Genomic DNA, 19,795 nt, shown 5'->3' on the forward strand with positions numbered 1-19,795 from the left:
GACGGCACGGTCACCGGCGGCGCGGCGTGATCAGTCCCGACTCGTACGCCCACACGACCAACTGGGCCCGGTCACGGCAGTGCAGCTTCGTCATCGCCCGGTTCACGTGGGTCTTGGCGGTCAACGGGCTGATCACCATCCGCACGGCGATCTCGTCGTTGGTCATCCCTCGGGCGACGAGCTCGACGATCTCCTGTTCGCGGGCGGTCAGCACGTCCCGGCCCGCCCCCGGTACGGCCGGCGGCGGGCCGGCCACGAACTCGCTGATCAGCGTACGGGTCACGGTCGGGGCGAGCAGCGCGTCGCCGCGCGCGACGACGGCGACGGCCTGCAGCAGGTCGGCGGGGTCGGCGTCCTTGAGCAGGAAACCGCTGGCGCCCGCTCGCAGGGCGGCGAAGACGTAGGAGTCGAGCCCGTAGTTGGTGAGGATGAGGATCCGGATCGCGGCCAGGTCGGGATCCACGGCGATGCGTCGGGTCGCCTCGATGCCGTCGAGCCCCGGCATCTGCACGTCCATCAGCACGACGTCGGGGCGCAGGCGTCGCGCGAGGTGCACGGCCGACGTGCCGTCGGTGGCCTCGCCGACGACCTCCAGGTCGTCCTCGGCCTCCAACAGCGCCCGGAAACCGGCTCGCATCAGCGCCTGGTCGTCGGCGAGCAGGACCCGGATCATGCCGGCTCGTCCAGGGGGAACGTGGCCCGCACCGTGAACCCGTGGTCGTCGCGGGCGGCGGCCTCCAGTGTGCCGCCCAGTCCGGTGACCCGTTCCCGCATACCGCGCAGTCCCACCCCCGGTGTCGGGGGTCGTGCCGGCGACGCCCGCCCGTCGTCGGTGACCGCCACGGTCAGCCCGGCCGGGGCGTACTCGACGTGAATGTGCGCGGACGCCGGGCCGGCATGGCGGGCCACATTGGTCAGGGCCTCCTGCACGACCCGGTAGCCGGCCTGGTCGACCTCGTCGGGCAGGCTCCGGGGCCGACCGCTGACGGTGACCTGGACCGGCACGCCGACCGCTCGGGTCCGCTCGGCGAGTTCGTCCACCCGGGCCAGGCCGACGCGGTCGTCGTCGGGCGCGCGCAGGATGTCGAGGGTGGTGCGTAGTTCCCGCATCGCGGCGCCACTGGCCTCCTGGATCGCCAGCAGCGTGGCCGACGGTTCCTCGCCGTGCTTACGGGCCAGGTGCACGGCGATCCCCGCCTGCACCTTGATCACCGAGATGCTGTGGGTCAGCGAGTCGTGCAGGTCGCGGGCGATGCGCAGCCGCTCCTCCCCGGCCCGCCGCAACGCCATCTCCTCGCGGGTGCGCTCGGCCTCGATGGCCCGCTGTTCCACCTGCTCCAGGTACGCCCGGCGTTGCCGACCGACGAGCCCGGCGACGTTGGCCGCCACGAACCATCCCAGCAGCAGGGCCGTCCGCTCGACGATCAGCTGGTTGGGGCGGTCGGCGGGCGCCACCGAGAAGTCGCGGGCCAGAAAGCCACCGAGGAAGGCGAGGCTGGCCACGGCGGCGGCCGCCCGGCGACCCCGCCAGGCGGCGAGGTAGACCACGCCGAGAACGGGGAACGCGGCGGACACGCCGGAATGCACCCGGACGTGCACGGCCAGCATGGCGACGGTCACCACGCCCAGCGCGACCACCGGGTACCGCCGGCACACCGCGAGGGCCGCCGCCATGGCCAGGACCAGGGCGACGTCGAGGGCCCCGACCGTCGCGGCGTCGGGCGCGAGCGCGGCGTTGCCGAGCAGCAGGCCGCCGAGGGCGAGACCACTGAGGGCGTACGGCAGGTCGCGGCGCATGGTCGCACTGTAGAACGGCAGTCGTCCGGGGAGCATCCCGCGCACGCGGTAGATCAGCCGTACCACGGACGCGGTATCGCGCCGGAGCAAGTGTCTGCGGCGGCACGACGTTTTCCCAGCCCGCCGCGGCGAGCATCGACCTCATGACATACCGCTTCTTCACCCCCGTTCCCACGAAGGCGGCCACCGGCCGCACCGCGGAGGTCTACCAGCAGTCGCGTGAGGACTTTCTCGGGCCGCTGCCCACCTTCCAGGTGCTCTCGGCCGTGCCGGAGGTGCTGGCCGCGACCTGGTCGCTGCTGCGCGAGGCCCTGCTCGCCGGGGACGCGTCCCGGGTCGAGCGCGAACTCGTCGCGGCGGCCGTGTCCCGGGCCAACCGCTGTCAGTTCTGCATCGACGCCCACGTGCTGCTGCTGCACGCCCTGGGCGAGCACTCGCTGGCCGAGGTGGTCGCCCGGGGCGGGACGCCAGCCGACCCGAGGCACGCCGAACTCGCCCGCTGGGCCCAGGCCAGCCGCAGCCCCCGGGCCGCCGACTGGCGCAGCCCGTACGGCCCGGAGGTCACCGGCACCCTGCTCGCCTTCCACTTCATCAACCGGATCGTCTCGGCGCTGCTCGACCCCGACCTGCTCCCCGGCGGCCTGCAACGCGCACCGCTGGTGCGTTCGGTCGGGGGCCGCCTGTACGCCAGGGCCGCCCGGGAGCCGAGGGAACCCGGACGCAGCCTGCCGCTCCTCGATGCCGGTCCGACGCCGCCGCCGGCCTGGGCGGGGGACAGCCCGGTCGGTGTCGCCTACGCCTCGTTGCGAACCGCCGCCACCCGGGGCGGGGACCTGCTGGGCGACGTGGCCCGCCAGACCGTGACGGCCACCGTGCGCTGGGAGGACGGGCGGTTCCCGGCCCGGCCCGCCGACTGGGCCGTCGACCTCGTCCGGGACGTGCCGGGCCGGGACCGCATCGGAACCCGGATCGCGTTGCTGGCGGCGTTCGCGCCCAGCTCGATAAGCGTGGGGGACGTCGCCCTCTGGCGGCTGTCGCACCCCGCCGACGCCGACCTCGTCCGGCTGGTCGCGTATGGCGCGATCACCGCCACCGACCACGTCGCCCAGGCCCTGGCCTCGGCGCACCTCTAGGAGCCCACCATGCGTAAGGCATTCGTCGTCAGCGCCGCACTGCTGCTCGTCGCGTTCGCCGTCCAGTTCGTCTTCGCCGCCGTCGGCGCGTTCACGAAGCCCGGGGGCGACGGCGCGTACGCCCTGCACAGCGCCAACGGCATGGCGGTGATCCCCGTCCTCACAGTGCTCACCGCCCTGTTCGCCGCGCTGGCGAAGGCGCCGGGCCGACTCGTCGGACTGGCGATCCTGCCGTTGGGCCTCGTCGTCGTGCAGGCGCTGCTCGCCATGCTCGCCAACGGCTCCACCGACGCCGCCGGCGTCAGCACCGTGCTCGGCCTGACCATCGGTGGGTTGCACGCGATCAACGGCATCGTCGCTGTGCACGTCGTGGTCGGCGTCCTGCGGGGAGCGCGGAGGCTGGGCGCTCCGGCGCCGGTGGGCGACATCCGCGCGGCCGTCCGGGAGCAGGAGCCGGCATGACCACCGGCTCGCTGCTCGTGGCGGACCTCGTGCTCGCCGTTCTCACCACCGCCGGATGGCTGGGTGGCGGCGCCGCGGCGGCCGCCCGACGCCGTCCGCTCGCCCTCGGGCTGGCCACCCTCGCGCTGCTCGCCACGCTTGGCCGCGCCCTCACGGTGATCGCGCTCGCCCGCGCCGGCTGGTGGTTCGCCGCGGAGAAGGTCCTCATCGCCGCGCCCCTGTCGCTCGCCGCGGTGATCGTCGCCGGGCTGCGGCTGCTGCGGGCCGCGGGCGACATCAGGTCCGCCGCGGTCCCGCTCCTCTTCGCCGGGTACGCCGTGAGCGGCGCCCTGCTCGTGACGATCCTGCACGGCTATCCGGCGTCGGCGTCGACGGGGCTGCTCGCGGTCGCCGGGATCGGCACGGCGACGGCGGTCACGTGGCGCTTTCTCGACGCGCGCCCGTCCCGGACGGTGTCCCGCGCGGCCACCGTGGTGACGGTCGCGGCCCTGCTTGCCGGAACCGGGCTGGCCGTCGCACCGGACACCGCGACCGCCGTACCGCATGATCATGGCTATCCGCAGATCCGGACCACCGACGAACCCACTCGGCGGTTCACCCTGACGGCCGGGACGGCCACGGTGAACGTGGGTGGCCGCGACGTCGCGGCGTGGGCGTTCAACGCGCAGGTACCCGGGCCGGAGTTGACCGCCACCGTCGGCGACGTCGTGGAGGTGACGCTGCGCAACCGGGACATCGGGCGGGGCGTCACACTGCACTGGCACGGGTACGACGTGCCGAACAGTCAGGACGGGGTGCCCGGCGTGACGCAGGCAGCGGTGCTGCCCGGCCAGGAGTTCGTCTACCGGTTCCGTGCCGATCAGGCCGGGACGTACTGGTACCACACCCACGCGGTGTCCGACGTCGGTGTGCGGATGGGCCTCTACGGCGTCCTGGTGGTGCGCCCGGGGCCGACGACCGGCCTCGACGTCACCGTGCCGGTGCACACCCTGGCGGGTCGTCCACTTCCCGCGGCGAGGGTGGAGCGGGTCGAGGCCGGTGTGCCGGTACGGCTGCGCCTGATCAACACCGACAACACGACGCACCGCTACGCCCTGGCCGGGACCGCCTTCCAGGTGGCCGCGATCGACGGCTTCGATCTGCGGGGTCCGACGCCGCTCGCGGACACCGCAGTGCTGATCCCGGCCGGGGGCCGCTACGACCTGGTGTTCACCGCGCAGGCCACCCCGGTGGCGCTGTTCGTCGACGGACGGGTGGTCTGGTCCACCGGGCAGGTGTCGACGGCGACCGGCGGGTGGCCCGTCCTGGACCCGCTCACCTACGGCGTGCCGGCTCCGGCGCCGTGGACCGGGTTCGACCGGGAGTTCACCCTCGTCCTCGATCGTGGTCTCGACCTGCACGGACTGCTCCCGCGATACGCCCACACCGTGAACGGCGCGGCCGATCCGGACATCCCGCGGCAGGTCGTCCACCGCGGCGACGTCGTCCGCTTCACGATCGTCAACCGGTCGCAGACCGTGCACCCGTGGCATCTGCACGGCCACCACGTCCTCGTGCTGTCCCGTACCGGCTCGCCGGCGATCGGAAGTCCGCTGTGGCTGGACTCGTTCGACGTCCGGCCGGGTGAGGTGTGGGAGGTGGCGTTCCGGGCCGACAACCCGGGGATGTGGGCCAACCACTGCCACAACCTGGGGCACGCCGACGCCGGGATGACGCTGCACCTGATGTACTCGTGATCTCCCGTGCCGTTCCCGGTTTCGGCCCCACCCTGGCGGGAACCCCGTCGCCGCCCGTGCAGCGGATGCAGGCGACGAGGAGGCGGCTATGACGCTGGCCAACCCGGCTCCCGACTATTTCGAGCCCGAAGACGGCATGTTCCTGGCGACGCTGCTCATCGTCCGGGACATCGATCGGTCGCGGGAATACTACGAGCGCGTGTTCGGGGCGACGTGCGTCCACGACGCGAACCCGCTGATCATGAAGTTCTTCAACAGCTACATCATCATCAACGTCGAGGGCGGCCCGACGGACGACAAGCCGACGGTCCAGGCGAAGGCCCCGACGGATTCCAACACCCTGAGCTGTGCGATGAACGTCCGCGTCCGGGACATCCGCAAGCTCTACGCCGAATGGAAGGCCCGGGGCGCGGATTTCCTCACCGAGCCGAAGGACCACGGCACCGAGATCCGTTGTTACCTGCGCGACCCCGACGGTTATCTGGTGGAGATCGGCCAGGGGCTCTAGGGCCGGTTTCATAAGGGGGCAGGCGCAGCACCCGGCCCCGTCGCGTGGCGACGGGGCCGGGTGTCGGTGCGCGCTGTCGGTCGGGATCAGCTGGTTCCGCAGGTGACAGTCGGCCAGTTCCAGTTGCCGTTGGCCATGACCGTTATGCCGAAGTTGTTGCCGTTGCCGTTCGGCCTGGCGGTGACGGTTCCGCTGGTGCCGCTGACGGAGGCGTTCCAGCTGTTCTGAATGCTCTGGCCGCCGCCGAGTCCGAGCCGGACGACCCAGTTGTTGGTGCCGCTGACCGCGACGTTGAGATTGAAGCGGTCGCCCCACTGCTGACCGGCGGAGAGCGTCGCGTTGCAGGTGCCGTTCCCGGGGTTACCGGTGGTGGGCGCGGAGGTGGGCCCGGAGGTCGGGTTGCCGCCGCCGCCCTCCTGGACGGTGACGTCGGAGCTGCCGCTGCTCTGGTAGCCCTCGGTGGCCATGATCTGGTAGCTGTGGTTGGTGCCGAGGTTCAGGCCGGCGCGGGCCCAGGCGTCGAAGTGGTTGGCGGTGGTGATGGTGCCACTCGAGCGCTTGTTCTGACGGACGCTCCAGTACTGGTAGAACGTCTGGTTGCCGTCGATCGACGGGGCGTTGACCCGCTGGCTGCGCAGGATGTCGTAGGTGCCGCCGTCAGTGGTCACCGTGCCCAGCCGCTGTGCGCCGCTGCTCGGGTTGTAGCTGCCGAAGTTCTCCACCACGTAGTACTCGATGAGCGGGTTGCGCGTCCATCCGTACAGGGCGAGGTAGGTGTTGTTGTTCCCCGGGTTGTAGTTGGCGGAGTAGCTGACCGTCCGCCGCGAGCCGGTGGCCCAGCCCTTGCCGCCGACCCAGTTGTTGGTGCTGCGGTCCCAGCTGCTGGAGTACCGGCCGTTTTCGCGCAGCGTCATGCTGGCGTTGCCGCCGTCCTTCCAGAAGGAGAAGTAGTAGCCGTTGTGCGTGCCGGTCAGGCTCGAGGTGAGCGTCCGGTCGGCCTCGGCGTACGCGTTGGTCGCCGTCACCGTGCCGGCGACGGCCAGGACGGCGGCGCATGCGGCGCCCAGGAGCAGCCGGATGCGACCGCGCCTCCCTCGCCTGGTGGGGGTGTGGCTGGTGTCGGTCATGTGGGTGGTTCCTCCTCGTAACGGCCACGGCGTGGTGCCGCGTGGTGGTGGTTGGCCGGTCGTCCTGCACGACGACCGGAGGAGTGGGCCGTGGTGGCTGGTGCTGACGGTGATTGAACGTCGTCGATGGCGACCGTATTAACCCGGTCGTCGACTTGTCAACAATTTCCGGAAACGCCGTGGCAACGTCGCGCTGGCCTCCCGCAGCGGAGGGGGCGCCTGTCGAGGCAGGTCAGTAGTCAATCAGAGTTCGGTATCGTCATACGAATGTGGGCGTCGGCGGGGTCCGCCTCCGGTCGGAAGCCCCCGAAATTTCCGAAGACTTTCCGGACCTTGACCAGCGGGAGCGTGGGAAGTGGGTCCCGGAGAGGTCGCCGCCACTTCCGCGTGCCGGATCGGGTGAAACTTGATCCGTTCCAAAAAAGTGAGCTAGTGTTCGTCGGGTGATGCCCGACTTCGAGGCGCAACTGCGAGCCGCCTCGCTGCGCGTGACCCGGCCCCGGCTGGCGGTGCTCGCGGCCCTGCGCGACCACCCCCACGTCGGCACCGACGGGGTGATCGCGCTGGTGCGGGCGGAGCATCCCACCGTGTCCCACCAGGCCGTGTACGACGTACTGCGGGTGCTCACCGACGCTGGTCTGGTACGCCGGATCCAGCCGGCCGGTGCCACCGCCCGCTACGAGTCCCGGATCGCGGACAACCACCACCATGTCGTGTGCCGCTCCTGCGGCGCCATCGCCGACGTCGAGTGCGCCGTCGGTCACGCACCCTGTCTCACCGCCTCGAACGACCACGGGTTCGTGGTCGACGAGGCGGAGGTCGTCTACTGGGGCACCTGCCCCGGTTGCGCGACCGCCCGCACCTCCCAGTGATCCGCCAGTTCGGAAGGAAGTACATGAGCGACACCCAGGACAACCGCCCCGCCAGCGCGCAGGGCGTGGACGAGAAGGCCGCAGCAGGCTGCCCGGTCGCGCACGACTCGGTGACCGCGCACGGCAGCGAGAGCGAGAACCCGGCGATCGACTCGCCGACCCCGAAGACCGGTGGTCGTCCGCGCACCAACCGGGACTGGTGGCCCAACCAGCTCGATCTCTCGGTCCTGCACGCCCACTCGTCCAAGGGCAACCCGCTGGGTGCGAACTTCACCTACGCCAAGGAGTTCGCCAAGCTCGACGTCGAGGCCCTCAAGCGCGACATCGTCGAGGTCCTCACCACCTCGCAGGACTGGTGGCCGGCCGACTTCGGCCACTACGGCGGCCTGATGATCCGGATGAGCTGGCACGCCGCCGGCACGTACCGCATCGAGGACGGCCGCGGTGGCGCCGGCGACGGCGGTCAGCGTTTCGCCCCGCTCAACAGCTGGCCGGACAACGCCAACCTGGACAAGGCTCGCCGGCTGCTCTGGCCGGTCAAGCAGAAGTACGGCCAGAAGATCTCCTGGGCCGACCTGATCGTGCTCGCCGGCAACGTCGCCCTGGAGTCGATGGGCTTCAAGACCTTCGGCTTCGGCTTCGGTCGCGAGGACGTGTGGGAGCCCGAGGAGATCTTCTGGGGTCCGGAGGACACCTGGCTCGGCGACGAGCGGTACTCCTCCGAGAAGGAGATGGCGGCCGGCGTCGGTTCGACCGAGATGGGCCTCATCTACGTCAACCCGGAGGGCCCCCGCGGCAACGCGGACCCGATGGCGGCGGCGCACTTCATCCGGGAGACCTTCCGCCGGATGGCGATGAACGACGAGGAGACCGTCGCCCTCATCGCCGGCGGCCACACCTTCGGCAAGGCCCACGGTGCCGGTGCCGCCGACGGGCACGTCGGCGCGGAGCCCGAGGGCGCCCCGCTGGAGGCGCAGGGCCTCGGTTGGCTGAGCACCCACGGCAGCGGCAAGGGCGCCGACACGATCACCAGCGGTCTCGAGGTGACGTGGACCGACGTCCCGACGCAGTGGAGCAACCGCTTCTTCGAGATCCTCTTCGGCTACGAGTGGGAACTCACCACCAGCCCGGGCGGCGCGAAGCAGTGGGTCGCCAAGGACGCCGAGGCGATCATCCCGGACCCCTTCGATCCGGCGAAGAAGCACAAGCCGACGATGCTCACGACCGACCTGTCGCTGCGCGTCGACCCGGCGTACGAGAAGATCTCGCGTCGCTTCCTGGAGAACCCCGACCAGTTCGCGCTGGCCTTCGCCAAGGCGTGGTACAAGCTGCTGCACCGCGACATGGGCCCGATCGAGCGTTTCCTCGGACCGTGGGTGGCCGAGCCGCAGCTCTGGCAGGACCCGGTGCCGGCCGTCGACCACGAGCTGGTGGCTGACGCCGACATCGCCGCGCTCAAGGCGAAGGTTCTCGAGTCCGGTCTCACGATCGACCAGCTGGTCTCCACCGCCTGGGCGTCCGCCGCGAGCTTCCGGTACACCGACAAGCGCGGTGGCGCCAACGGCGCGCGCATCCGCCTCGAGCCGCAGCGCAACTGGGAGGTCAACCAGCCCGAGCAGCTCGCGTCGGTGCTGAGCACCCTGGAGGGCATCCAGCAGGAGTTCAACGCCGCCGGTGGGGCGAAGATCTCGCTCGCCGACCTGATCGTGCTGGCCGGCTCGGCAGCGGTCGAGAAGGCGTCGCGCGACGCGGGTGTCGAGGTGACCGTGCCGTTCCGGCCGGGCCGCACCGACGCCACCCAGGAGCAGACCGACGTGGAGTCCTTCCGGGTCATGGAGCCGCGCGCCGACGGGTTCCGCAACTACCTGCGCCCGGGTGAGAAGACCCAGCCGGAGGTGCTGCTCATCGACCGTGCCTACATGCTGAACCTGACCGCGCCCGAGATGACCGTCCTCGTCGGCGGTCTGCGGTCGCTCGGCGCCAACACCGGCGGCAGCCAGCACGGCGTCCTCACCGACCGGCCCGGTGTGCTCACCAACGACTTCTTCGCCAACCTGCTCTCCCCGGGCACCCGGTGGAGCGCGTCGAAGTCGGACGAGCACGTGTACGAGATCCGGGACCTGGCCACCGACGAGGTGAAGTGGACCGCCACCGCGGTCGACCTCATCTTCGGCTCCAACTCCCAGCTGCGGGCCCTCGCCGAGGTCTACGCCAGCCAGGACGCGCGCGACAAGTTCGTGCAGGACTTCGTCGCGGCCTGGACGAAGGTCATGGAGCTCGACCGGTTCGACCTCGCCTGATCCTGCGTCACCGACGAGCCCCGGCCGATCCGTCAGCGATCGACCGGGGCTCGTCCGCGTCCTGCCGCCGAACGCCTGACGTCCGTCAGCCCAGCCCGGACAGGTACTCGCTGCGTCGCTGCGGCTCGAACTTCTCGATCGCGTACCGCAGCATGACGCGCGGCATGACCCGGTGGTGCCGGGCCAGGAACTCCTCCTCGGCCGCCCGGTCGCGGTTGCCCACCTCGCGCAGCATCCAGCCCACCGCCTTGCGGACCAGATCGTGCGGGTCGTGCAGGAGCCGTTCGCCCAGGCGGAACGTCCAGGCGAAGTCACCGACCCTGATGAAGGCGAAGGTCGCCATGATGGCGATGCGCCGGTCCCACACCAGGTCCGACGCGGCCAGGCGATCCAGGATGCTCCGGTCCTTGTCGATCAGCCACGGCCCGAGGATGTACGGGGCGGACGAGTCCACCAGGTCCCAGTTGTTGACGCGGTCCGTGTTGTCCAGCAGGAGACGGACGACGCGGCCCCGTTCCTCCTCGTCGCCCCGGGTGAACTTGCGGACCAGGACGAACAGCGACGTCAACCTCTCCTCGTGCACGTCGCCGGTCAGCAGCTCCGCCGTGTCGGTCAGGGAGAGATCGCGCCAGTACCGGGCGGCGACCCGCCGCTGGTCCGGGACGGAAACGCCGATCGCGCGGTCGCCCTCGCCGTAGCCGCCGGGGACCAGCTGGAGGAACCGGCTCGATCGAGCCGCCCGGGCCGGGTCGGCGAGGCGCGCGAGGTCGTGGCGGACGTCGGCGGGCGTGGCCATGTCTGGGCAACCTACCGGGCACGTCCGACAGTTCGGTCGTGTTCGGTGGCGTTCCGTCCGCGGCGCGGTGCGAGAGGCCGGTGAGTGTCCGACCAGTTTGGGATGCTGTGGCCGTCTCTCTGCCGACAGCACCTGATCTGAAGGAGCACTGCGATGGCGAAGGTCATCTCCACGCTGTTCATCTCGGCCGACGGCGTGGCCGAGATCGACCCCGACTGGCACTTCCCGTACTTCGACGACAACATGGGCCGCGCCGTCACCGAGGACTACGACACGTCCGACGTGCTGCTCATCGGCCGGGTGACCTACGACAGCTTCGCCGGAGCCTGGCCCGACCGGGAGGCGGCGGGTGGCGAGGACGCCGGGTTCGCCAAGCAGCTCGGGGACGTGCGCAAGGTCGTCGTGTCCCGCCAGCCGCTGGAGTTCTCCTGGCGCAACTCGGAGCTCGTCGACGGCGATCTCCCGGCGGCCGTCGCCGCGCTCAAGGCCGACGTCGGGATCAAGGGCATCCTCATTCCCGGGTCGATCTCCGTGGTGCAGCAGCTCCTCGCCGCCGGGCTGGTCGACGAGCTGCGACTGCTGGTGCACCCGGTGGCGGCGCGCAAGGGCCGCAGGCTGTTCGACGACGGTGACACCCCGTACCACCTGCGGGTGACGGCGACCGAGGTGTTCCCGACGGGCGTGCTCCGCGTGATCTACGCGCCGACCGACGCGCCCGGCGCGGTCGGCTACGACGAGGTCAAGGACCAGGTGTCCGCGGGAAACTAGGCGACGCGGCCACCCACCTGGTCGGCCGCCCGACGCCTGGTCCGAGCCGGCCCCGTCGCTTCGCGCGACGGGGCCGGCCCGATCTCGTCCGGGCTCGGACAGCTCGGCCCTGGTGGACGTCGTCCGCGATCAGGCGATCGTGCAGGTCGCGCCGTTCAGTGTGAACGAGCTCGGTCGGGCGGTGTTGCCGGTGTGCGTGGCCTGGAAGCCGATGGTGACCGATCCGTTCGGCGGGATGCTGGCGTTGTAGGCGACGTTCCGGGCCGTCACCTGGCCGGACGTGGGGGAGTAGGTCGCGTTCCAGCCCGAGGTGATGCTCTGCCCGCCGGGCAGGGTGAACACGAGCGACCAGCCGTTGACGGCGCTGGCACCGGTGTTGGTGATGGTGAAGTTCTCGGTCAGGCCGGTGTTCCAGGCGTTGACGGCGACGCTCACCCGGCACGCGCCGGAACCCGGCGGCGGCGTGGTCGGGTTCGGCGGCGGCGTGGTCGGGTTGGGCGGCGGCGTCGTGGGGTTCGGGGGCGGCGTGGTCGGGTTCGGCGGCGGCGTGGTCGGGTTGGGCGGCGGTGTGGTCGGGTTCGGCGGGGCGTTCAGGCCGAAGAAGGCGACGGCGGCAGCGGCCATGCCGGCGGAGGGCAGGCTGTGCCCGGCGCCCTGGATGCTGTACGCCTCGACCTGAACGGTCCCGCTCGCGTCGGCGTACCGACGCCGGTTCCAGCCGGATTGCGGTGTGTCGGTGGAGGTGGGTGTCTGGCTGAGCCCGAACACGTTGGTCCACTGCTCGATCGTCTCCTGCAGCAGCGAGTACGGCACGAGGGTGTCGCTGGTGCCGTGCCACAACTGCACGCGCGGGCGGGGGCCGGAGTAGCCGGGGTACGCCTGCCGGACCGCGTCACCCCACTGTTGCGGGGTGCGGTTCATGTTCCCGCCGGTGCACTGGCTGCTCCCGGGTGGATAGTCCGCCGCGTTGGCGAAGCAGTTGTAGGGGACCCCCATGAACGCCGCGCCGGCCTTGAACACGTCGGGATACAGCGCCAGCATGTGGTTGGTCATCATGCCGCCCGACGAGCTGCCGGTGGCGTACACCCGGTCGGGGTCGCCGCCGTACTGCTGCTGGGCGTAGCGGATCATCGAGATGATCGACACGGGGTCGCTGCCGCCGCCGCGCCGCTTGGCGGCATCCGACCAGGTGTCGAAGCAGTTGCCGAACCCGGCCTGCTGGGTCGCGGTCGGGTAGATCACGATGAACCCGTACCGGTCGGCCTGGGCGGCGAACTCGCTGCCGGAGTAGAAGCCGGGGCCCGATCCTCCGCAGCCGTGCATGGCGACCACGATCGCGGGTCTGGTCGGGCGGGTGTCGGGCACGTAGACGTGCATGCGCATTCCGCCGGGGTTGTCGCCGAAGCTGGTCACCTCGGTGAGTGACGCGGCGTACGCGGGCTGGAGGGCGGGTGCCACCAGGCCGGCCGCCGCGAGCGACGTGACCAGGCCGAGCAGCAGTTTTCTTCGGATCTTCACGGGGACGACTCCTTCGATCACCTGTGCGGGTTGCGTGTGGTCGCGCGGCGGTCACGGGTGCGCCCGACTGCCCGTGGTGATCGCGCCTCGCCCACTACGTGTGCTTGCCCTGTGCCCGGCTCCGTGCGGCGTCGCGTTGCAGATAGTGTTCCTCGCGGTCGTCGAAGTGTCAATCGACGTATCTCAATTGCGCGAGTGGTGGTGACCGCCGCGGCGGTCCCGGCGGCACGGACCGTCCGTCTACAGTCGGTGCACCGTCCCTGAGTCGAGCCGGGAGCGCCTGTGGCAAGCCCCTTCACCATCGAGGAGATCTATCCCGACGACGGGGACGACCCGCCGCGGCTGCCCCGGCGACAGGCCGGCAGCTCGCCGCAGGATCTCGCGGTGACCCTGCTGGCCGACTACACCCTGCGCAACCGCGCGCGGATCCCGTCCGCCGCCCTCGTCGCGCTGCTCGCCGAGGCCGGGGTGAGCACTGCCGGCGCGCGCGCCGCGATCAGCCGCCTGGCCCGTCGGGGTGTGCTGGAGGGCAGCCGGGAGGGGCGGCGCAGCTCCTACCGGATCAGCCGCGCCGCCGCCGCGAACCTGTCCAGCGGCGGCAGTTGGATCCTGGCCGCCACCACCGAGGTCACGACGTGGGACGGATGCTGGACCATCGTCGCCTTCTCCCTGCCGCAGGATCACAGCACCCAGCGACGGGCCCTGCGGGGCCAGCTCCGCTGGCTCGGGTACGCGCCGTTGTACGACGGTCTGTGGATCTCGCCGTACGAACTGAGCGCGCAGGGCAGGGCCCAGCTCACCCGATTCACCCTCGGCGCCGTCACGGTGTTTCGCGGGCGGCAGGCAGCGCTCGACGTGATCGGTCAGCGCGCTCCCATCGACGCCTGGGACATCGAGGCGATCGGACGGCACTACGAGGAGTTCCTGCGGCGCTGGACGCCCCTGGTGCCGATGCTGCGATCCGGAGCCGTCGACGGCGCGGCGGCGGTGCGGGCGCGTACCGAGGTCATGGACACCTTCCGGCGGTTTCCCACCCTCGACCCCCGGTTGCCGCTGGAGCTGCTGCCGTCCGGCTGGCTCCGACAGCCGGCCCGGGAGCTGTTCGAAGCCGTCTACGACGGCCTCGCCGAACCCGCCGCGCGCCACGTCCGGTCGGTCGTCGCGCGGTTCGCCGACGGCGCGCAGCCCGGCATCCAGGCGCACACCACCGCCGACCTGCTCGCCGGGGTGTGCGGGGCGGACCCGGCTCCGGACCGGGGCGGCACGTCGGCGCCGGTCGAGAGCTGCGCGACCTGAACGGGGGCTGACGGGGTCTCCCCACCGGCGGCCAGGTGTGTACCTTGTGGAGAACGCAGCACTGGGGAGGCCGGATGACGTCACGCGGTGCAGACCTTTCGGCGACCGACCGGATCGACACCTCCGTCGCGCACCCTGCCCGCCGGTACAACTACCTGTTGGGTGGCAAGGACAACTTCGCCGCCGACCGGGAGTCCGGCGACGCGCTCGCGGCCGCGATGCCCACCATCCGGCTCTCCGCCGTGGAGAACCGGATGTTCCTGCAACGCGCGGTGCGCTTCCTGGCGCGGCACGGCGTCCGGCAGTTCCTGGACATCGGGACCGGCATCCCGACCGCCGACAACACCCACGAGGTTGCCCAAGGCATCGACCCGTCGGCACGGGTGGTGTACGTCGACAACGACCCGATCGTCCTGGCCCACGCCCGCGCGCTGTTGTCCAGCACGCCCGAGGGGCGGACGGCCTACCTCGACGCCGACCTGCGCGAGCCGGACACGATCCTCGCCCACCCCGATCTGCGCACGACACTGGACCTGACCCGGCCCGTCGCGCTGATGTTGGTGGCCATCCTGCACTTCATCCGCGACGACGAGGACCCCAAGGGCATCCTCGATCGGCTCATCGCGGCGCTGCCGTCCGGCAGCTACGTGGTCGCCTCGCACGTGACCTGGGAATACCTGCCGCCCGCCGTCACCGCCCAGCTCGAAGCCAACAACCGCGACGGCCGGTTCCAGGCCCGGAGCACCGAGCAGTTCGCGGCCCTTCTCGACGGGCTGGAGCTCGTCGAGCCCGGCATCGTGTCGGTGGCGCGCTGGCACGCCGACGACGCGCCGCAGCCGCGGCCGTCCGTAGAGGACGTGTCGTTCAACGCCGCCGTCGCCCGGGTCCGGTGACGACGACCGCCACCGGCGCCGCGGTCGCTCAGCGGGTCTTCTTCGTCGGCCGCTTGCGGGGCGGCGTCAACAGGTCGGCGATCGCCGCGATCGCCGACGGCACGATGCGGTAATACGCCCACACGCCGCGCTTCTCACGCTCGATCAGACCGGCCTCGGTGAGAATCCGCAGGTGATGGCTCACGGTCGGCTGAGAGAGGTTGAGCGGCGCGGTGAGGTCGGTGACCGAGGCCTCGCCCTCCGGGGCGGCCTGGATCAGGCTGAGCAGCCGCAGGCGCGCCGGATCGGCGAACGCCTTCAGCACCCCCGCGAGCCGCTCGGCATCCGCGCGTTTGATCGGCTCACCGGCAAGCGGCGAAATGGCAGGCATGGCAGTCTCGGCAGTTCCCACGACAGCCATCGTTCCACCAACCTGGGGAACAGAGCGGCGGAACCGGACAAATCCCCGAGCGGATGCTGTGCTCATCACGACACCATCGACGCGTGTCGTGGCCGACGCGCCCTCGGTGGGCTCACCGGAGGACGTACGGCTGACGTCCTCCGTCGAGCCGGGGCCGCGTGGGCCAGCCGTCAGGGCAGGTTGATCGTGTACTCGGCGGTCTGGACCTTCCCGTCGACCTGGAAGTCGAAGAAGGCCCGGTACCGACCGGCGCTGGGGACGGTCAGCCAGAACGCGACAGCGCCGTCGACCAGTTCCTGCTCCGGGTGGACGTGCACGTACCCGAGGTCACCCTCGCGAACGACGACCAGGTGCCCGTACGCGCCCAGGTACCGCTGCGGCGGGACCGGCCCGGCGGCGTCGGTGCGCGTGAGCTGGAATCGCACCGGCGCGGTCACCCCGGCGGTGGGCGTCCCGGTCATCGACACCGTGAACGGTCCGGCCGTCGCCTGCGCCTGGGCCGGTGGCAACGCGGCCGGGGAGTACGCGCCCGGCACGTGGTGGTCGACGCCCAGCACGAGGGGCACCTGTCGACCGTCGGCGGCGTTGACGGAGAAGTCGGCGAAGACGCGGTAGCCACCTGGCCGGGCCAGTGTCAGGGGGACGCTCCAGGTGCCGTCGGACGCCATCGTCGGGTGCAGGTGCTGGTAGCCGCCGAGGTCGCGCCCCACCACGATCAGGTGCAACGGCTTCTCGTGCACGACTGCGAAACGCGTCGCCGGCTGCCGGTCGGTCCCGACGATCCGGAACCGGTAGTCCGCGCGTACGCCGGGCGGCTGGGTCCGCTCCAGGGGCTGCAACGTGTAACCGCCCGCGCTGACCGTCGTCCCGGTCGCCAGCGTCTCACCGGCGCCGACATCCCCCGGATGCGAGTGCGGCCCCGTCCCGGGCGCGTGGTCGTGCCCGTTCCCGGCCGACAGGGCCTCCCCGGCGCCGGTCGGCACTCCGCCCGGGGCCGCGGGCCGACGGGCGTTCCCGGACGGCGACGCGTCGCCGGCGCCGATGCGGGCGAGCCCGAAGCCGGCCAGCAGAGCCACCACCAGCCCGCCGACGAGCAGCGCCAGGTGGGTGTTGGTCAGTCGTGACCCGCGTACCCCGGTGCCGTCCGGCGCCTCGGGCCGCGACCGGTCGGCGGGCGACGCGTCCTCGGGCGTGGCCAGGGCCTGCGCGGACGGCGCCGGCGCGGACTCGACCACTACCGGACCTCGCGCGCTGGAGCGCGCGCCGCTTCTCTGCGCCGGGGGTACGGCGGCTCTGCGCTGCCTGCCACCTGCCGCGCGACCGCCGCCCGTGGTCGCCGGGCTCCTGCCGGCGGTCGCCGCGTTCCTGCCGGCGGGCCCCGTGCTCTTGGCGCCGACGGGCCTACGTGCCGAGGGGGCGACGCGACCGCCCCGGCCCGCCGGAGCCTTCGACGTGCGGACCCGGCCAGGCGATCCACCCGCGGGCGACGAACGACGACGCCAGAGGACGAATCCCGCCACCGCAGCCAGGACCGCGACCGCCCCACCGACCCCGAGCAGCGCGCCCGGGCCGCTTCGCTCCTGCGGGCGTGCGACGGGCGCCGCAGGCGTCGTGCCGGGCGAGCCGGCGGGCGCCGCCGAGGCCACCGGCTGCTGCCCCGTGGAGGCGTGCTGGTCGATGGCCGCCAGAAGCGCGGGGTCGGGCTGCTGGGTCGGCGGTTGCCAACCCTGCGGAGCCTTGGTCGCCCGGCCGGTGTAGCGGAACGTCATCGTGCCGCGCACCGCGTCACCGTCGGAGGCCACCGACAGGTAGCTCACCGAGTACTGGCCGGCGGCGGGAAGGTGCGCGACCGACACCACCGCCGGAAAGCCCGTCGTGTACTCGCGTGGCTGGAACTGGCCGTCGACCAGGAAGTACTCCCGCACCGGCTTGGTCAGCGGCTTCGGCTCCCCGTACGTCCAGCCGTTGTCGACGCGGACGCCGTTCGGCGCGGTGACCGTGAAGTAGGCGTTGGCGCCGACCTTCTCCGTGAAGTACAGCGCCACCGACGTCAACGGCCCCGGCACCGTGGCGCCGCTCTCGGGAGTGGACATCGCGAACGTCCCGTGAGCCGCGGCGGGCGCAGCGGACGCGAGAAGGGTGACCGCCGTGGCGAGGGCGAGCGCGAGCACGCCCGCGACCAGCCGGCCGAGACTCTGGGGGAGACGACGCATCTGAATATCCTCACCGGGGTGAGGCTTTCTTCACAAGGAGCTGATCTTTTTTCACGGACGGCAGAAGTTGCGCTCGCTTCGGTCGGCACACTCCGCCGGCGGCCACGACCGTCCCCGCGCGCCACGACCCCGGACCACCCCCACGCGTGGCCCGGGGCCGTCGCTTCAGCAGGTCGCGGGTGGAATGCTCTGCTCGTACTGGAAGACGTTGTGCGGGTCGTACTTCGCCTTGACCTTGCGCAGTCGGTAGAAGTTGGACCCCCAGTAGGCCGACTCCCACTCCGCCATCCCGATGTTCGGCACGTTGACGTAGGCGCCGTCGACGTACGGCCGCAGGGCCTGGCTGAACTCGGCGATCCAGGTCTGGGCGACCGGGGTGAGGGCGTCGCCGCTGTCCGGCTCCCCGCGCGTGCCCCAGCCGACGCCCGGCTCGGAGTAGAAGAGCGCGTCGCGGTGCGGGAACGCGGACCCGCCACGGGGCTCGTGCGCCTGGGCACCGCGGCCGAACGCCTGGAGGAAGAAGTTGCTGTCGTCCGTGGGTGCCTTGTCCATGAAGGCCCGGACCACACCTATCGCCTTCTTCGGGAACGGCCGGTTGGAGAACTGCGAGAAGAACTTCCAGTTGGCGGGCTCGTCCTCGGTCGGGATCTGGAAGCCGTTGTAGATCTCGCCCCAGCCCCCGGTCTGCACGGTGACCTCGGGGCTGCCGATCGAGAGGATCGGCTCCAGCAACTCCCTCGCCTCGGCCTCCGGACCGTCGGCGAGCACCGCGAACAGCAGGATCTGGGACTTGTGGATCTCGACCTGGGTCCCGAGACGGTAGTCGGTGAACGGAGCGATGCGCTGCCAGGTGTCGAAGATTTCCTCCAGGTCACCCAGGCCGTCCCAGGTCGCCTGGACGTAGGCGACGCTGTGCAGCGGCGTCACCCGGTAGGTGAGCGAGGTGACGATCCCGAAGTTCCCGTTGCCCGCGCCGCGCAGGGCCCAGAGCAGGTCCTCGTGGTTGTGCAGGTCCACCTCGATCGCCTTCGCGCCGTTGGTGCCCCACGCGACGACGATCTCCGCCCCGATCAGGCTGTCGCAGGCCATCCCGAGGTAGCGGGTGAGGAAGCCGAGACCGCCGCCGAGGGTCGCGCCGGACAGGCCCACGCTTCCCTCCGTCCCGGTGGTCACCGCGAGGTCGTGCTCACCGAGCGCGGTGACCGCCTCCAGTTGGTTGAGCCCGGCGCCCACCCGCGCGGTGCGGCTCCCGTAGTCGATGTGTGTCGACTTCAGCTCGCTCACGTCGATCACGATGCCGTTGTCGACGTTCGACCAGCCCTCCAGGCTGTGCCGGCCACTGCGCACCCGCAGCGCGACGTCGTTCTGCCGCGCCCAGGTCAGGGCGTTGACCACGTCCTGGGTGTTCTGCGCGAAGACGATGACCAGCGGGTAGCGGACGAACAGCTCGTCCCAGCCGAGGCTCGCGTTCGCGTAGCCGGGATCCTGCGGGCGGACAATGCGCCCGGTCAGCTCCGCCGGCGGACACTCCGCGGTGGAAGACGGACCCGGGCCGCCGTCGGCCGCGAACCCCGGGGTGCCGGCGGCCACGATGCCGGGGAAGACCGCGGCCCCCGCGCCGACGGCCGCCGTCGCCTTGAGTACTTCGCGACGAGATAGGTCGCGCATGGTCCGATCCTCTCGATGTGGGTTCCGCCAGCGATCGACCAGAGTGGTTCTGGCCCGTGGCACGTAACTCACGGTATTACGGGAGGCTTATTCGCAGATGAGCCTTTTTGTCCGGAAACTCGGTCGAGTGATCGGGATGGGGCGGTTCATGGTGTGGACGCCCTGCCGAGGGGTAGAGGGGGTGAGCATGCCGAAGTGAGCGATCTGGCAGGGACTTGGCCGGGCCTGGCCGGGGCGGCCGTCAGGACCGCTACCGAGAACGTGCCGATGCCGTGGTGGCGGCACCCGGGAATTCGTCGGAGGGAGCG

17 protein-coding genes are annotated in these 19,795 nt (G+C 71.4%); 9 read left to right on the forward strand and 8 right to left on the reverse strand.

What is annotated here, in order from left to right:
* Positions 1-10 precede the first annotated feature (10 nt).
* Positions 11-673 (reverse strand): response regulator transcription factor, encoded by a 663-nt coding sequence (locus B0E54_RS01175; RefSeq protein WP_234581198.1) that lies wholly within the window; start codon positions 671-673, stop codon positions 11-13.
* Entirely contained in the window at positions 670-1,797 is a 1,128-nt protein-coding gene (locus B0E54_RS01180; RefSeq protein ID WP_234581199.1) for a sensor histidine kinase, read from the reverse strand. The genes B0E54_RS01175 and B0E54_RS01180 overlap by 4 nt, the downstream gene beginning before the upstream one ends.
* Positions 1,798-1,940: 143 nt before the next feature.
* On the opposite strand from B0E54_RS01180, the gene B0E54_RS01185 reads away from it, so the two are divergent.
* The 4 genes from B0E54_RS01185 to B0E54_RS01200 all read left to right on the forward strand — a co-directional run bounded on the left by B0E54_RS01185 (position 1,941) and on the right by B0E54_RS01200 (position 5,636).
* Positions 1,941-2,930, forward strand: a complete 990-nt coding sequence (locus tag B0E54_RS01185) for a carboxymuconolactone decarboxylase family protein (protein WP_234581201.1) — start codon at positions 1,941-1,943, stop codon at positions 2,928-2,930.
* 9 nt (positions 2,931-2,939) lie between these two features.
* Positions 2,940-3,392: a DUF6220 domain-containing protein gene (locus B0E54_RS01190; RefSeq protein ID WP_234581202.1), complete on the forward strand. Its 453-nt coding sequence runs from the start codon at positions 2,940-2,942 to the stop codon at positions 3,390-3,392.
* Entirely contained in the window at positions 3,389-5,128 is a 1,740-nt protein-coding gene (locus tag B0E54_RS01195; protein WP_234581204.1) for a multicopper oxidase family protein, read from the forward strand. Before B0E54_RS01190 ends, B0E54_RS01195 begins: the two co-directional genes overlap by 4 nt.
* Before the next feature lie 88 nt (positions 5,129-5,216).
* Positions 5,217-5,636 carry a VOC family protein gene (locus tag B0E54_RS01200; protein ID WP_234581206.1) on the forward strand — a complete coding sequence of 140 codons (420 nt, stop codon included), beginning with the start codon at positions 5,217-5,219 and terminating at the stop codon, positions 5,634-5,636.
* An 86-nt stretch (positions 5,637-5,722) separates the two neighbouring features.
* Here B0E54_RS01200 and B0E54_RS01205 read toward each other — a convergent pair whose 3' ends face one another.
* The gene (locus B0E54_RS01205) at positions 5,723-6,763 is read right to left on the reverse strand and encodes a glycoside hydrolase family 11 protein (RefSeq protein WP_234581207.1); all 1,041 of its coding nucleotides are present in this window, start codon (positions 6,761-6,763) and stop codon (positions 5,723-5,725) included.
* 443 nt (positions 6,764-7,206) lie between these two features.
* Between B0E54_RS01205 and B0E54_RS01210 the strand changes: the two genes are divergently transcribed.
* Together B0E54_RS01210 and katG are read left to right on the forward strand one after the other, a co-directional pair.
* Positions 7,207-7,635 carry a Fur family transcriptional regulator gene (locus B0E54_RS01210; RefSeq protein ID WP_308195321.1) on the forward strand — a complete coding sequence of 143 codons (429 nt, stop codon included), beginning with the start codon at positions 7,207-7,209 and terminating at the stop codon, positions 7,633-7,635.
* A 23-nt stretch (positions 7,636-7,658) separates the two neighbouring features.
* Complete coding sequence (gene katG / locus B0E54_RS01215; protein ID WP_234581210.1) at positions 7,659-9,935, forward strand: catalase/peroxidase HPI; 2,277 nt, start codon at positions 7,659-7,661, stop codon at positions 9,933-9,935.
* Positions 9,936-10,020: 85 nt separating this feature from the next.
* Here the strand turns inward: katG and B0E54_RS01220 are convergent, their stop codons facing one another.
* The gene (locus B0E54_RS01220) at positions 10,021-10,731 is read right to left on the reverse strand and encodes a DNA alkylation repair protein (protein WP_234581213.1); all 711 of its coding nucleotides are present in this window, start codon (positions 10,729-10,731) and stop codon (positions 10,021-10,023) included.
* 153 nt (positions 10,732-10,884) lie between these two features.
* Here B0E54_RS01220 and B0E54_RS01225 point away from each other — a divergent pair, with 153 nt between their 5' ends.
* Entirely contained in the window at positions 10,885-11,499 is a 615-nt protein-coding gene (locus B0E54_RS01225) for a dihydrofolate reductase family protein (RefSeq protein ID WP_234581214.1), read from the forward strand.
* Positions 11,500-11,628: 129 nt separating this feature from the next.
* On the opposite strand, the gene B0E54_RS01230 is transcribed toward B0E54_RS01225, so the two are convergent.
* On the reverse strand, positions 11,629-13,017 hold the full coding sequence (locus B0E54_RS01230) for a PHB depolymerase family esterase (protein ID WP_234581217.1): 1,389 nt from the start codon (positions 13,015-13,017) through the stop codon (positions 11,629-11,631).
* Positions 13,018-13,299: 282 nt separating this feature from the next.
* Between B0E54_RS01230 and B0E54_RS01235 the strand changes: the two genes are divergently transcribed.
* Positions 13,300-14,313 carry a PaaX family transcriptional regulator C-terminal domain-containing protein gene (locus tag B0E54_RS01235; protein WP_234581218.1) on the forward strand — a complete coding sequence of 338 codons (1,014 nt, stop codon included), beginning with the start codon at positions 13,300-13,302 and terminating at the stop codon, positions 14,311-14,313.
* Between the two features lie 74 nt (positions 14,314-14,387).
* Entirely contained in the window at positions 14,388-15,206 is an 819-nt protein-coding gene (locus B0E54_RS01240; RefSeq protein WP_234581219.1) for an SAM-dependent methyltransferase, read from the forward strand.
* A gap of 28 nt (positions 15,207-15,234) precedes the next feature.
* Here B0E54_RS01240 and B0E54_RS01245 read toward each other — a convergent pair whose 3' ends face one another.
* From B0E54_RS01245 to B0E54_RS01255, 3 genes are all read right to left on the reverse strand, one after another.
* A complete protein-coding gene (locus tag B0E54_RS01245; RefSeq protein ID WP_007461709.1) occupies positions 15,235-15,606 on the reverse strand; it encodes a helix-turn-helix transcriptional regulator in 372 nt (123 codons plus the stop codon).
* Between the two features lie 170 nt (positions 15,607-15,776).
* Positions 15,777-17,819 carry a copper resistance protein CopC gene (locus B0E54_RS01250; protein ID WP_234581220.1) on the reverse strand — a complete coding sequence of 681 codons (2,043 nt, stop codon included), beginning with the start codon at positions 17,817-17,819 and terminating at the stop codon, positions 15,777-15,779.
* Between the two features lie 165 nt (positions 17,820-17,984).
* A complete protein-coding gene (locus B0E54_RS01255; RefSeq protein WP_234581221.1) occupies positions 17,985-19,487 on the reverse strand; it encodes an FAD-binding oxidoreductase in 1,503 nt (500 codons plus the stop codon).
* Between the last annotated feature and the right edge of the window lie 308 nt (positions 19,488-19,795).

It is taken from the genome of Micromonospora sp. MH99 (genome assembly GCF_021442385.1).
Taxonomy (GTDB): domain Bacteria; phylum Actinomycetota; class Actinomycetes; order Mycobacteriales; family Micromonosporaceae; genus Micromonospora.